This is a genomic window from Paraburkholderia sp. BR13439 (assembly GCF_040948805.1).
Classification (GTDB): Bacteria; Pseudomonadota; Gammaproteobacteria; order Burkholderiales; family Burkholderiaceae; genus Paraburkholderia; species Paraburkholderia youngii.
This window is the reverse complement of the sequence record NZ_JBFPKN010000027.1, coordinates 1-13,589: the sequence shown is the minus strand read 5'-3', so window position 1 is coordinate 13,589 and position 13,589 is coordinate 1. Positions and strand designations below refer to the sequence as shown.

Sequence of the window (13,589 nt, the reverse complement as noted above, 5' to 3'; positions counted from 1 at the left end):
TGACTGACCGGTTCAAAGCGCCACCTGAATGCCAAGTTCAACGACATCTTCCGCTCGAAGCCCATAGTATTCGGCGCTGGGCGTGGAATGAAACGCCATCTGTCCGAACAGCGCCTCGCGCCAGCGCGTCATGCTGCCGTGCGAACGTCCCTTGATGACTTCATCGCGCGGCAGGAAAAACGTGGTGTGCCTGGGATCGTAGTGCCAGCCATCGAACCGACCCGCCAGCGATTCAAGCAGTCGCGGCAGGTTGGGGCGCTCGACGAACCCATGATGCGCAATGATCTCGAAGCATCCGTTGCCGAGGTCTCGCACGTCGATGCGCGTTTCGTCATCGATACGCGGCGCTGACTCCGATATGTTGGCGAAGAAAATCGTCGTCTCGTGCAGCACGCGGTTGTGGCGGATGTTGCTCTTGAATGTCGCCGGTGTCTTGCCCGATGCGTTGCCCGGATAAACCGCGGTGCCTGGCACGCGAGCCGGAGGTTCGGGCCCGGCTAGCGCGTCGCGCAGGAACGCGTCGAGCGCATCGGCTTCGTTCGCATGGGTTGCGGCAATCTCGCGTCCGCGATTCCAGGTCGACATCAGCACGAAAAGAATCAGCCCGACGGCGACAGGAAACCAGCCGCCGGAAGCGATTTTCGGCACGTTCGCGGATACCAGCGTCACGTCGACGACGAGCAACGGCGCGCTCACGAGCGCCACGCCGTAGCGGGGCCAATGCCAGACGTTGCGCGACACGCTGATCATCTGGATCGTGGTGATCAGCATCGTCAGCGCGACTGCGATGCCGTACGCCGAAGTCAGGTTCGACGAGCTTCGAAACACCAGCACGAGAAACAGCACTGCCACGAACAGGATCAGGTTGACGGCGGGCGAATAGACCTGTCCGCGCTGCGCTGTTGACGTTTCGACGACCCGCAGGCGCGGCAGAAAGCCCAGTTCGATCGCCTGACTCGTCATTGAAAATGCGCCTGAAATCACCGCTTGCGAAGCGATGATCGTCGCGAGCATCGCGATGATGACGCTCGGCACGAGCGCCCACGACGGCGCAGCGTGGAAGAACGGCTGGTGAAAAGAGCCGGGCACGAACAACAGGGTTGCTGCCTGCCCGAAGTAGCCGATGATGATCGACGGAAACACGATGGCGAAGAGCGCAATACGGATCGCGCGGCGTCCGAAGTGAGCGATGTCGGCATACAGGGCCTCCGCTCCGGTCAGCGCGAGAATCACGGCGGCGAGAATCGTGAATGCGATGCGGGGATGGCCGATCATCAGCGATACGGCCCATCGCGGCGATAGCGCATGCAACACGACGGGATGTTGCGCGACCCGATACAGCCCGACCGAGGCAAGAGACAGAAACCACACGGCCATCACGGGACCGAATGCGCGCCCGACCACCGAGCTGCCACATCGCTGAAACGAGAAGAGCGCGATCAGGATGGCTGCCGCGATCGGCACGACCCATGGATCGAAAGATGGACTGATCTCGCTCAGTCCCTCGACGGCCGACAGCACGGATACGGCCGGCGTTACCATCGAATCGCCATAGAACATTGCGGCGCCAAAGAGTCCCGCGAGCAGCAGCGCACGCGGCACCCGCCGCCCTTCGTCCTCATAGCCCGATCGGACCAGCGCCGTCAGTGCGATGATGCCGCCTTCGCCTTCATTGTCGGCGCGCATCACGTACCACGCGTACTTGAGTATGACGACGATGACGACGGCCCACACGATCATCGACAGCGTGCCCATCACGACCTGCATGTCGATCGAACCGGTTTCGATGGCGGCTTGGCGCAATGCGTAGATGGGACTCGTGCCGATGTCGCCGAATACGACACCCAGTGCGCCTAGCACGAGCGTGCCGCCGCCGCGCTGGCGGCGAGACGACGAATCGTCGCTTTGCTCCCTCTTTTGCTCAGGCATTTTTTTACACGAAGGTTGTGCGATGCCGTACAAGCAATTCGTGGGCCGAAGCGCGATCCGTCGGCCGCGCTCGACCGTCGAAGCCGATCACGCAATGCTCAGGGGCGTGGCGTTGTCAGTCTCGTCCATCGCTGAAACGGCGCTACGGATGCGCGCGACAATTCGCGCGTCGAGCGGGGTGTAGACGAGCATGCTCAGCTCTGGCCGGCCATCGACGGCGAACAGTGAATATTCCATTTCGATGGTTCCGAACGCAGGATGCAGCAGGCGCTTAACGTGCTGGGCTTCGCTGTGGCCGAATACCTGGTTTTCGCGCCACATGCGTTCGAAGTCTGGGCTCGCGCGACACAGATCGTCGACCAGATCGCCCACCTCCGAAGCGATCCCCGCGCGTGCGACGTCCGCGCGGAACGTCCCCACCACGGAGCGGGCGACGCTCTCCCAGTCATGCTGTTTTGCGCGGGCGTGGGGATCGCCGAACAGGAAGCGCAGGATGTTGCGCTGGCCCGGCGGCAGCGCGCTGTAGTCGGTCAGCACGACGGCTGCCGCGCGATTCCATGCGACCACGTCCCACGTCGCGGTCTTGATGATCGACGGGCTCGCATCGAGCGAATCGAGCACGCGCTGCAAGCGCGGGTCCACTGCGTCGGTGGAGCGGTAGCGGACTTCCGGGGGGCGCCCGAGGCCCAGCATGAACAGATGTTCGCGCTCCGCGTTGGTCAGCATGAGCGCCGCGCAGATGCGCTCCAGCACCGCGGCGGACGGCGCGCCGCCGCGGCCCTGCTCGAGCCAGGTGTACCAGGTCGAACTGATATTCGCGCGCTGCGCGACTTCTTCCCGGCGCAAGCCGGGCGTACGCCTGCGGCCCGAGAAGCCGAAGCTGGCCGGGTCGAGCCGCGTGCGGCGGCTGCGCAGAAAGTCTCCGAGGGATTGGGCGGTGTTCACTGGACGAATAACCTGTTAGTCGCTTTACCGGGATAAGCTCACTACTTCAATAGCATAGCGAATGATCGCATAGTGCGTCGGTGGCTATTCTTGGAGACTTGACCATGCGAATCTTTCTGACAGGCGCAACCGGGTTTATCGGCTCGGCTTTGGTGCCCGAACTTATCGAAGCCGGGCATCACGTGATCGGCATGACCCGCTCCGATCAGGGCGCGCAGGCGCTCGTCGCAGCGGGCGCGGAGGTGCATCGCGGCACGCTCGAAGACACCGACAGCCTGCGCAGCGGCGCCGCGAAGGCCGACGCAGTCATACACCTTGCTTTCGATCACGACTTCTCGCACTTCGTGGAGAACTGCGACAAGGACAAGCGTGCGATCGCAGCACTTGGCTCGGCGCTGGTGGGCTCGGATCGGCCGCTTCTGATCACCTCAGGCACGGGCGTCGGCAGCCGGGATAACGGGCAGCCGGCCGCCGAGGACGTGTTCAACACCAATCACCCGAACCCTCGCATCGGCTCCGAGCTGGCCGGCAATGCACTGCTGGAGGACGGAGTCAACGTGTCGGTAATGCGCTTGCCGCAAGTGCATAACCCATACAGGCAAGGCCTCATCACGCCGCTCATCCAGATCGCTCGGGACAAAGGCGTGTGCGCATATGTGGAGGAAGGACTTAATCGCTGGCCGGCCGGGCATCTGTCGGATGTCGTGCGGCTGTACCGGCTTGCGATCGAGAAGGGCGAACGCGGTGCGCGCTATCACGCGGTCGGCGAAGAGGGTGTTAGTGCACGAGAGATCGCCGAAGCGCTGGGGCGCGGCCTGAAGTTGCCAGTCGTCTCGATCGCACGCGGCGAAGCGCAGGCGTATTTCGGATGGATGGCGATTTTCGCCGCGCTCGATATGCCGGCATCGAGCGCGCAGACGCAAGCGCGTTTGGGCTGGCGACCGACCGGTCCCACGCTACTGTCGGATCTGAACGAAGCGCGCTACGTTGCATCATAGATGTTTCAATATGCCGCTCGCGAGCCTGCGCAGTTCATCGAACTGTGTGACGAGTTGGAGGCACAGAATAAAGGCTAGCGTCGCAGCGGGCGCCGGGTGGCGGTCCATCCATCGCAGCACCGGCGTCGCGTAGCGCGTGCGGATCGCGTCGCGCGTCATGATCAAGGTGATCGTGATCCCCACCGCGGCGCCCACCAGCAAATCGGTCGGATAGTGAAAGCCGAGATAGGCGCGCGGAAGACAAATGAACAGCGCGGTATAGAGAAGCGCCAGCACACCGATGCCCCGCCACACGAGGAAAATGCCGGTGGCGACCGCCATCCATAGCATCGCGTGATCGCTCGGGAAGGAACTCCAGTTGGTCAGCACTGCGTCCTTGATATCGCCGCTGGCAAAGCTCAGATGCAGTTCGGGGTCATAGACGGGGCGCACCCTGAACGGCAACCAGTGAGTCAGCACTCTGCCGACGAAGAGCGCCGCGAGGCCGCTGACAACCGTCGCGAGAACCATTTCTCGCCGCCATTCGCGGCATTCGTCTTGCTGAAACCACATCCACCACAGCACGGGAACGAGTACGAGACCTTTGAAGGTGTACAGGTTGTCGATGGCTTGTATGGAGAGCGTCGCGAAATGACTGAAATGTATGTTGGATAGATATGTTTCGATGGATAAATCGAAGCTATTCATTATTTTCCAAAGAAATTGAGGCGGTCGCGGATGAGTATCAGCATAATTCATCGCACGCACGGCATTTTTTGGCGCTTACCTTCACTGACAATTTTTACTGCGCAATTTCATCCCTAACTTTCGGTGACCGGGCGATCGCTCATCACAATGCGAAATACGGTTGGAATCGCTCTGTCGGCAGTTGTTTCCGTAACAGCGCCAGGCGCAGCGATGACCGATAGTTGGGTCTTTCAAGGAGGCCATCATGAAACTGGTCGACTGGAATATTCAGTGGGGCTGCGGTGTCGACGGCCGCGTCGACCTCAGCCGGATCGTCCGGGAAGCACGCGCGTTGTGCGACTTCGACGTGCTGTGTCTGCAGGAAGTCACGCGCGGCTTCAATGAAGCCCCGGCTGAAGGCGGATTGAAAGGCGCGCCGTCGTCCGATCAGTTCGCCGAACTTGCCGCTCTGCTTCCGGAAATGACCGTGCTCGATGCGATCGGCTCCGACCTGCCTTCGCTGGGCGCGAGCCGTCATCGGCGGCAGTTCGGTAATGCCATCGTGACCCGCTTACCGGTTCGTCAGGTGCTGCGCCATTCGCTGCCGTGGCCTGCCGATCCCGCCAAGCCGTCGATGCTGCGCGTCGCGCTCGAAGCGGTGCTCGAAGCCGACGTCGGTCCGATTCGTGTCATCAGCACGCACCTCGAGTTCTATTCGGAGAAACAGCGGCTCGCGCAAGTGGCGAGACTGCGCGAGTTGCATCAGGAAGCATGCAATCACGCGCACTTTCCCGCGCGCGGTGAAAAGCCGGACAGCCCGTTTGCCGATACGGCGCGTCCGCTCAGCGCGGTTGTCTGCGGGGACTTCAACAGCGCGTTCGAAGACACCGCGTTTTGCCGGATGCTCGAACCGATCGCCGACGCGCCGACCTTCGTCGATGCGTGGGCCCGCGCGCACCCCGGCGAGCCGCGGGCTGCGACGGTCGGCCTATACGATCACGAGCAATGGCCCGACGGACCATTCGCGTGCGATTTCGTTTTCGTCACGCAAGACCTGGGCACACGCATTGCGTCGTGCGATGTCGATCCGCACAGCCGCTCGTCCGATCATCAGCCGATGTGGCTGGAACTGCGTTGAAACTTCTGCGGGAATGCTTAAGGCTCTGTTAAGAGTTGTTCTGCGATGGTTGAGCCTATGTTCAAGCTACCAGAATAGTGAGCCCCTCACATGAATAGCAGCCAATCGGAAATTCGCGCGCATGCAGTCAGCAAAGTCCCTCAGATCACGCTGGGCTTCTGGATCATCAAAATCGCCGCCACGACACTTGGTGAAACGGGCGGCGATTGGGTGACCATGTCGCTCAAATTGGGTTATCTGATCGGCACCGGGATCTTTGCAGTTATTTTTATTGCGCTGGTCGCAGGGCAGATCAGGGCGGAGCGGTTCAATGCCACGCTTTATTGGGCGACCATCGTCGCAACGACCACGCTCGGTACCACGCTGGCCGACTTCTTCGATCGATCCGTGGGAGTTGGCTATCCTGGCGGTGTCATGATCGTCTTCGCGCTTCTGCTTGCGAGCCTGGGGATCTGGTACAAATCGGAAGGTACGGTGTCAGTGCAGAGCGTAACCACGCCGAGAGCCGAGTGGTTCTATTGGGTGACGATCCTCTTTTCGCAGACACTCGGTACGGCGTTGGGCGATTGGGTGGCGGGATCGGACGAAGGCGGATTGGGGCTTGGCTATGAGAACGGCGCTTTGATCTTCGGTGCGGGTCTGCTGATCGTCGGCGCGTTATATTACTGGTCGCGGCTGTCGCGGACCGCCATTTTCTGGGCGGCGTTCATCCTGACGCGTCCGCTCGGCGCGACCTTGGGGGATCTGCTCGACAAACCCGTATCTCAAGGTGGGCTCGAGATCAGCCGACTCTATGCATCGGTGATTCTGGTTTCGTTCATGGCCCTGTGCGTGATTTTGTTACCGCAGCGTCCTGCTGGGCGAGCGATGCGGTAGTAGAGCGAAGAGGCTACGAATGTTCGGGAATAGCCATTGCATGCTCGCTGGACATTCGTTCAATCGAGGCTGACATGAAAAATCCCTGGACCAGGAAGAACCCGTTTCTGAGCATGTGGCTAAGCGGCGCCAATACCATCGCAAACTCGGCGCGGGTACGAACGACGGCGGCGGCCAAACGCGCGGCCTCCGCGTTTTGGAGCGCCGCACTCACGCAACCGAAGCCGAAGAAAAGAAGAAAGGCACGGCGCTGAGTTGACTCGTCCGCCGCCGGACGAGTTCGCCGCCTGGCGTGAGCGATCGCACACGGGGCGTATCCAAACGGCAAAAAAAGAAGGGAGCGCCATAGTCGGCGCTCCCTTCATTCATGGGCTACACGGGCAGGCTTACTGGATCGGAGTCAGATAAGAACCCGACAGGAAACGTTCCGAACTCGGAATGGTTGCCGTGTAGGCCTGAATCGCGGCTGCAAGCTGCGGGCGAATCAGGTTACGGTTGTAGTCGTAGATCGAGTAGCCGTCACCCTCGCCATTGCTCGGATCGCCGTTACGCACGACATACCAGAACGCCTTTGCCACCGAACCGTTGTTCATCAGAATCTTCAACTGATTGAACGCGGCCGTTTGTCCGGCGTCCGTACCGTTGGTGCCATTGTTGGTCTCGGTCAGCCAGATCGGCTTCGTACCGCTGCTCACGAGGTTCGACACGGTAGTCATGAATGCCTGCACCAGCGTGTTGTACTCGGCGCTGCCGAAGTACGGGTGAACGTCGACGACGTCGATCGTGGTGTTCAACGGGCTGGAAGCACTCTTCGTGTTGTTGCCCATGGCATTGATGTAGTCGGTCGCCTGGATCAGTTGGTTGCCTGCGGGCGGTAGCCAGCCGTTATTCGGATACGCCGAGTTGTAGAAGTACGAGATGCCCTGAGTATGCAGAACCGTTTTGTAGCCCGACTGGCTCTTCGTGTTCAGGACCTGCTTGGTTTCCGAATAGAGCGTCTTGCTGCGATTCAGAATGTAGCCGGAGATACCGTTCGGATCGCCGTAAGACGGGTCCGAAGCCGAGAACGACCAGTTGGTCTCATTGAACAGTTCGATATCGGCCGTGAAGGGTAGAACGACGTCCATCAGCGAGCCGAGATACTTCGTGAACGTTGCATCGCAGAAGTCGAGTCGCGGCGACGATCCGCTCGGCGGATTCTGGGTGGCCGAGCATTGGTATGCGCTAGACGGCGCGTACATGCCCACCTCGAAAAGAATCTTCATGCCGCGCGTGCGTGCGGCGTTCAGAAGTCCCTTCAGAAAGGCCACCTTATTGGGGTCCAGCGTGCTGCCGTCGGCCAGTGTCATGAAGTCCCACGAAACACCGAGGCGAACCGTACCCACGCCCAATCCGGCAATCAGATCCAGGTCTTTTGAGCATTCGTTGAGCGCCGTCTGATCCCCGCTCCAGAGATTGCAGTTCACGTCCATTGCAAAACGGTCGTTTCCGCCTCCGGTGGGCGGCGGCTGCAGCGTGGCAGTGGCGCTTGCGGTGGTCGCGGTGGTGGCCGCGGTGGACGTGGTGGACGTGGTGGGCGTGGTGGACGTGGTGGCTGGCGTGGATGTGGTGGCGGCTGCGGTTGTCGATGTGGTGTTGGTGTTGCCCCAATGTGACCTGGAGAACGACTTGGAGAACGCTGGCATCGATTGCCCGCACAACAGGGCTAAAACGGTGAATAAGGAGCAGAGTCTGAATTTCATGGATTAGCTATAAGTTGCTACTGACGGGGAATGGACCGAGAACGTTGGCGTTACGTTTGCCGATGAGCATCAGTTCCTGAAGCGATGGCACACGTAACGCAAACACGTCGAACACGTGAGTCAACTGTCGCTGACGTCACGATTGCAAATGGTCTTGCGGGGGATATGCGGCTTTCGTCTTGATCGTCGCGAAACGGCTCAATCGCCTTGTCCCGCCCGTTGCACCTGGGCGCGGTTATAAGGCTGACCGTTCGCCTGAACCGGCGGCGAACCGTTATCGGTGGGCACTACGCCGTTGCTGTACGCATTCGTAGTCGCGTTCGCGACTGCGTTGGCAGAGAGGGAGGAGTTGGCAGTCACGGACTGCGTGCTGCCATCATCGCTTGTTTCACCGCCGCACCCTGCAAGGCTCAGAATTCCTGCGCTAAATGCAAGCACTGAAACAGTTTTTGCGATCTGAGGAAGTTGACGAAATGATGGCTTTAGTCTTGGAGAGAGTCTGCTGAAAGAGGACATCTGTCTATCAAGGCCCATGAACCTTGGCCGCTAAAACGAACAACGTTCGCGTGATAAGGACGTCGCCACGAATAATTACGCAACAACACGGAGTACAACTAACTAATGATCCGCTTTTGTCAAGGGCGCCCGTTGCCGGACTCGCGTCGTGCATTAATTGAACTTAATCCTCAGATTTAATGCGATGCGCGGAAAACCACTTTCATCCTTCAAAAGGAAGATTCGGTGATTCGTCGCAAATTGCGAAGTTATACTGATCGAATCAAAATCGACCTAGGTTTTCCCTGACTGATCTGACGAAACGAATGATACAGAAATGGAACAAAAATTGCCTCGGGGGTCGTAACTAAGCGTAACAGCGAGATTTGTGATATGGGAGCCTATCGGCAAAATGTCCTGCCTCCCTTCCCACGCTTATCCAGACGCGTTCCCACGCTCTCCCGATGAATTCACCCAACCGCAGGAGAACCGTTACAAAGTTGTTACCTGGCGCCTATGGACAGGGTGGGCACCTCTTTTCTGCCAATGTCTAGTTCTTGGCGGCTGAAAACCTAATTGAATTCATTAGTATGGTTTTAGAAAGAGAGACCATCCGTCGAAGAATTTTGGTGGCGCTGCCCTGATCGCATTAAATAAATCGCGAAATGCGGATTTTCGCAACGGTTCGCCTTTGAGTTTCGAAATAAAGAGAACACCGCGAGCCAGGGCGCAGACTTACACATATCGGCAGCGAAACACTTCTCCACCTCTACCGCATTCAGTGATTCAGCGCGCAACTCGAGATCTGCAAGTCAAAAGAAAGAGCTTTGCTCGGGCCTTCTAAATGCACAGTTTTTGGATGTTCAATGGTTATGTGGCCGACCTCACAAAACACAGCAAGTCGCGGGACAGACACTGTCATTTTCAGGAAGGTTCCCTGATACGCTCACCAGTACCGTTGATTCGCCACCAGAGAGCGAACGTAGCCGTCGCGCGACGTCTGCGCATTTGCCGTGCGGGTAACACGCAATTAAAGATGGCGACGAATAGTTCTGAAGTCGTTACACGTTGCGGGAGATCATGTTCATGTTTGATCAACACGCGCCGAGTCGCGCGGCGTTGCGTGCGCGCGCGCCGGTCCGAAACCCGAGTCGCCGTGCGCTGTTGCGTGGCGTATCGGCCGCGGCGTTAGCCGGCATTTCCTTTCCGCTATATGCGCAGCACGCAAGCGTAGGACTCGTCACGCCGCCTATTCGTCTCGAGGACTACTGGGTGATCGATCAAAGCGGCCAGAAGCAGTTGCTCACGGACCTATTGCATCGGAAAGTGACTGCGTTGCAGACGATTTACACAGGATGCAGTTCAGTTTGTCCTTTGCAAGGTGCGCTGTTCAGCACCGTTCAGCAACGGATATCGCAGTTGCAGTATCGCTATCCCGTTCAGTTGGTGTCGATCGGAATCGATCCGCTTTCCGACTCGCCGCCCGCGCTGCACGCATGGCTCAAGCGCTTCCAGGCCGGACCCGAATGGCGGGCGGCCACGCCGACGTTGCAGGACGTCGACCGGATGCGTACAGCGCTTTCGGGCAGCACCTTGCCACTCGGCAACCTTGCCGATCACTCGACCCAAATCTACTGCTTCGACGCTAACGCAATGTTGCGCTGGCGAAGCGATGACCTGCCCCGCGCGGATCAAGTTTGCGAGGTACTGGGCGCATTAGGGCGTGTGTAATCTACTGGACTGAGAACATGTCACAAACAAGATCGCGTAGGATCACCTCGCAATTATTCGACAAATGCGTGAAAGCATTGTTGCTAATTGCATTCTTGCCGGTGCTTTCAATGTTCTCCGCGACGGCGGACGCGCAGACATCGAGCACGATCACCATTAACGGCACGAGCTTGTGCGCCGATGTGAGCGCCATATCGACAACGCCTGGCGCGTCGGTCATCGAGTGGACCTGCAATGGTCAGAATAACGAGCTTTGGACAGTGACGCAGAACAACGGGCTTTATCAGTTCGTCAACGTCAACAGCAATCTTTGCCTCGACATCTATGGGGTAAGCACGGACGCGGGTGCTGGGGCGGACCAGTGGAACTGCAACGGCCAGCCGAATCAAAGCTTTCAGCTCGTACCGCAAGGTGGCGGCTTTGCAATCGTTGCGTCGCAGAGTAACTTGTGTCTGGCGATTGCGGGTCTCACCGCGCAGGGCTCGCAGATCACGCAGCAGCCTTGCAGCGGCGGCCCGCTGCAGACGTGGCAGATCAGCGGCATGACCGCGAAAACATTGCCGGCGAAGTGGACGACACCCTATAACCTGTCGATCGTGCCGGCTGCTGCGGCGAATCTACCCGATGGAACGGTGGTAGTGTGGTCCGCTGACCAGAAGCTGAACTTTACGGCTGGCGAAGTCACCCCCGGCAACACGTACACCGCAATCTTCAACCCGACGACCGGCACCAGCAAACAGGTGTACGTGACGAATACCGGCCACGATATGTTCTGCCCGGGCATCGTCAATCTTCCGGATGGTCGTATTTACGTCACCGGTGGCTCGAGCAGCGACGAGACGAGCTTCTACACGCCTTCCACTGGACAATGGTCGTCAGGTCCTCTAATGAAGATTGCGCGCGCCTATCAGGGCAGCGTAACGTTGAGCAATGGCAACGTATTCCAGGTGGGTGGTTCGTGGAACGGAGGCGAAGGCGGCAAGACCGGCGAAACCTGGTCACCGAGTACGGGTTGGCAGGTCAACAGCGCCATTCTCGCCGACTACATCCTCACGAATGACGCGGCTGGCATTTTCCGCTCCGACAATCATGCATGGTTGTTTGCGGTGGCAAATGGGCGAGTCTTCCACGCCGGTCCGAGCGTTGCCATGCACTGGTTCGATACCGCCGGCGCGGGCAACGTGACACCTGCCGGCAACCGGGGCAGCGATACCGATGCGATGAACGGCAACGCCGTTATGTACGATATTGGCAAGATCCTGGCTGTAGGCGGTGCGACGAGCTACGAGTATGCCAATGCGACTGCGAACGCCACGCTAATCGACATCAGTAGCGGCACCGCGGTGACGCAAACGCTTACGCCGATGAATTACCGCCGCGCCTTTAACACCAGCGTGGTCTTGCCGAACGGTCAGGTGGTGGTCCTAGGTGGAGAGGCGTACCCGGTAACGTTTTCGGACGACACCGCCGTGCTGGCGCCAGAGTTGTGGGACCCTACCACCAAGACTTTCTCGGTGCTCCCGCCGCAAGCCGTGCCGCGTAACTATCACAGCATCGGACTGCTGTTGCCGGACGGTCGCGTACTGAGCGGCGGCGGTGGACTGTGCGGAAGTTGCTCGACAAATCACACGAACCTCGAAATACTGACTCCCCCGTACTTGCTGAACGCGGACGGCTCGGCGGCAACCCGACCGACCCTCACAGCAGCGCCGACCACAGCACAGCTCGGGACATCGATCGCCGTAACGGGCAGCAGTGGCATCACGGCCTTTGCGTTGATGCGCCTGTCTTCTTCGACCCACGCGGTCAACAACGAGCAGCGTCGGGTGCCCGTGACTTTCACGGTAGGAACGGCGGGTGAATATCTGATCAATATTCCTTCCGATCCGGGTGTCGTGGTGCCCGGCTACTACATGCTGTTTGGCCTGAACGCGAAGGGCGTGCCGAGCGTTTCGCGCACGGTGCAGATCCAGTGATGGCAATACTGTCACGGCGAACGGCGGCGCGTGTGGCGCTGATGCTGGGGATGGCGAGCATCACGCATGTTGCGCACGCCGCGCCGCTTTGCGAGAAGGATCTCGGGTGCGCGATCTTCAACGGGCAGCGTTCGGTCGCGGCGCAATTGCGCGACGACGATCATCTGCTGCCCGGCTCGACTACCCGTTGCGCGAACTGCCATTCGCAAACCGGCGCGGCCGACGCATTCGCACCACCGTTGACCGCCGGCTCCCTGTTTCCTGCGAAGAGTCGAAGGGGCGGCCCGGCGAGCAGTTACGATCAGGCAACGTTCTGCAGGGCGCTGAGGGAAGGCATCGACCCAGCCAACGTGTTGTTGCGCAAAGCCATGCCTCACTACCGGATATCCGATACCGAGTGTGCGGCGCTCTGGCATTTCGTGACCAGGCCCTAGCACGTTGGGCTGAAAAAGTGACAACGTGCGGCAGCGTACGGAGGTGCGTCAAGCCGTCAGATAGGCTGCGGTTGCGTCTGATATGAATAACTCGATGTCTGTCTGCCGGCGCAATATATCCGACGCCGAAAAATTAGAAGTCTGCGCCAGGTCCGGCGGAAGCTGTGTAGACGATAAGACGATTTGATTCGAGCAGGCGGCGGGTCCGCATCGCCTGCGCCTTAAATCCAGCTTCCACCCTTTTCGTACACCCGCCCTGGGGTTTCGATGAACCAGAACTCTCTCCTTACGAATGCCGCCGTGGTTCGCAATAACGATGTGAGTCTCTCACGTTATTTCGACGTACTGATGGCCAACCGCTGGCTGGTCGGTGGAATCGCCGGCAGTGTGCTCGCCCTGGGCGTGGCATACGCGTTTATCGCGCCGTCGGTGTACCAGGCCGATATTCTCGTGCAGGTGGAAGACAGCATCCCGACCAACAATTCAAAGAGTCCTCTGGGCGACGTCTCGAGCATGTTCGACGTCAAGACACAGGCGACGGCCGAGATGGAAATCATTCAGTCGAGAATGGTGGTCGGCAAGGCCGTCGACGATCTGCGCCTCGATATCAGCGCAAAGCCAAAGCGCTTTCCGTTGATCGGCGACTGGCTGGGGCGGCA

Annotated in this window: 12 protein-coding genes; 8 read left to right on the top strand and 4 right to left on the bottom strand. The window is 59.4% G+C overall.

Annotated elements, in window-relative coordinates; all coding sequences use genetic code 11:
- Positions 1 to 12: 12 nt before the first annotated feature.
- Both AB3X96_RS35585 and AB3X96_RS35580 read right to left on the bottom strand, forming a co-directional pair.
- Complete coding sequence (locus tag AB3X96_RS35585; RefSeq protein ID WP_368593391.1) at positions 13 to 1,929, bottom strand: potassium transporter Kup; 1,917 nt, start codon at positions 1,927 to 1,929, stop codon at positions 13 to 15.
- Between the two features lie 87 nt (positions 1,930 to 2,016).
- A complete protein-coding gene (locus tag AB3X96_RS35580) occupies positions 2,017 to 2,874 on the bottom strand; it encodes a helix-turn-helix transcriptional regulator (RefSeq protein WP_368593390.1) in 858 nt (285 codons plus the stop codon).
- Positions 2,875 to 2,978: 104 nt separating this feature from the next.
- Between AB3X96_RS35580 and AB3X96_RS35575 the strand changes: the two genes are divergently transcribed.
- Positions 2,979 to 3,872, top strand: coding sequence for an SDR family oxidoreductase (locus AB3X96_RS35575; RefSeq protein WP_368593389.1), 894 nt, complete (start codon positions 2,979 to 2,981; stop codon positions 3,870 to 3,872).
- Here the strand turns inward: AB3X96_RS35575 and AB3X96_RS35570 are convergent.
- Positions 3,867 to 4,559, bottom strand: a complete 693-nt coding sequence (locus AB3X96_RS35570; RefSeq protein ID WP_176112016.1) for a phosphatase PAP2 family protein — start codon at positions 4,557 to 4,559, stop codon at positions 3,867 to 3,869. The two genes, AB3X96_RS35575 and AB3X96_RS35570, sit on opposite strands and share 6 nt — an antisense overlap.
- 244 nt (positions 4,560 to 4,803) lie before the next feature.
- On the opposite strand from AB3X96_RS35570, the gene AB3X96_RS35565 reads away from it, so the two are divergent.
- Positions 4,804 to 5,676: an endonuclease/exonuclease/phosphatase family protein gene (locus tag AB3X96_RS35565; RefSeq protein WP_368593388.1), complete on the top strand. Its 873-nt coding sequence runs from the start codon at positions 4,804 to 4,806 to the stop codon at positions 5,674 to 5,676.
- Positions 5,677 to 5,766: 90 nt separating this feature from the next.
- Positions 5,767 to 6,552, top strand: coding sequence for a hypothetical protein (locus AB3X96_RS35560; protein WP_176111781.1), 786 nt, complete (start codon positions 5,767 to 5,769; stop codon positions 6,550 to 6,552).
- A 386-nt stretch (positions 6,553 to 6,938) separates the two neighbouring features.
- Here AB3X96_RS35560 and AB3X96_RS35555 read toward each other — a convergent pair whose 3' ends face one another.
- Complete coding sequence (locus AB3X96_RS35555; RefSeq protein WP_368593387.1) at positions 6,939 to 8,024, bottom strand: glycosyl hydrolase; 1,086 nt, start codon at positions 8,022 to 8,024, stop codon at positions 6,939 to 6,941.
- Between the two features lie 43 nt (positions 8,025 to 8,067).
- On the opposite strand from AB3X96_RS35555, the gene AB3X96_RS35550 reads away from it, so the two are divergent.
- From AB3X96_RS35550 to AB3X96_RS35530, 5 genes are all read left to right on the top strand, one after another.
- The gene (locus AB3X96_RS35550) at positions 8,068 to 8,301 is read left to right on the top strand and encodes a hypothetical protein (protein WP_368593386.1); all 234 of its coding nucleotides are present in this window, start codon (positions 8,068 to 8,070) and stop codon (positions 8,299 to 8,301) included.
- 1,760 nt (positions 8,302 to 10,061) lie between these two features.
- The gene (locus AB3X96_RS35545) at positions 10,062 to 10,520 is read left to right on the top strand and encodes an SCO family protein (protein WP_368593385.1); all 459 of its coding nucleotides are present in this window, start codon (positions 10,062 to 10,064) and stop codon (positions 10,518 to 10,520) included.
- A gap of 17 nt (positions 10,521 to 10,537) precedes the next feature.
- A complete protein-coding gene (locus AB3X96_RS35540) occupies positions 10,538 to 12,496 on the top strand; it encodes an RICIN domain-containing protein (protein ID WP_368593384.1) in 1,959 nt (652 codons plus the stop codon).
- On the top strand, positions 12,496 to 12,930 hold the full coding sequence (locus tag AB3X96_RS35535) for a hypothetical protein (RefSeq protein WP_368593383.1): 435 nt from the start codon (positions 12,496 to 12,498) through the stop codon (positions 12,928 to 12,930). Before AB3X96_RS35540 ends, AB3X96_RS35535 begins: the two co-directional genes overlap by 1 nt.
- Positions 12,931 to 13,197: 267 nt before the next feature.
- Positions 13,198 to 13,589, top strand: a 392-nt coding sequence (locus AB3X96_RS35530; RefSeq protein ID WP_368593382.1) for a Wzz/FepE/Etk N-terminal domain-containing protein, incomplete at its 3' end; no start/stop codon positions are given.

Excerpts from the sequence above, each read along its gene's own strand:
- AB3X96_RS35585 (WP_368593391.1), bottom strand. The coding sequence starts at position 1,929 with ATGCCTGAGCAAAAGAGGGAGCAAAGCGACGATTCGTCGTCTCGCCGC.
- AB3X96_RS35575 (WP_368593389.1), top strand. The coding sequence starts at position 2,979 with ATGCGAATCTTTCTGACAGGCGCAACCGGGTTTATCGGCTCGGCTTTG.
- AB3X96_RS35570 (WP_176112016.1), bottom strand. The coding sequence starts at position 4,559 with ATGAATAGCTTCGATTTATCCATCGAAACATATCTATCCAACATACAT.
- AB3X96_RS35565 (WP_368593388.1), top strand. The coding sequence starts at position 4,804 with ATGAAACTGGTCGACTGGAATATTCAGTGGGGCTGCGGTGTCGACGGC.
- AB3X96_RS35560 (WP_176111781.1), top strand. The coding sequence starts at position 5,767 with ATGAATAGCAGCCAATCGGAAATTCGCGCGCATGCAGTCAGCAAAGTC.
- AB3X96_RS35555 (WP_368593387.1), bottom strand. The coding sequence starts at position 8,024 with ATGGACGTGAACTGCAATCTCTGGAGCGGGGATCAGACGGCGCTCAAC.
- AB3X96_RS35540 (WP_368593384.1), top strand. The coding sequence starts at position 10,538 with ATGTCACAAACAAGATCGCGTAGGATCACCTCGCAATTATTCGACAAA.
- AB3X96_RS35535 (WP_368593383.1), top strand. The coding sequence starts at position 12,496 with ATGGCAATACTGTCACGGCGAACGGCGGCGCGTGTGGCGCTGATGCTG.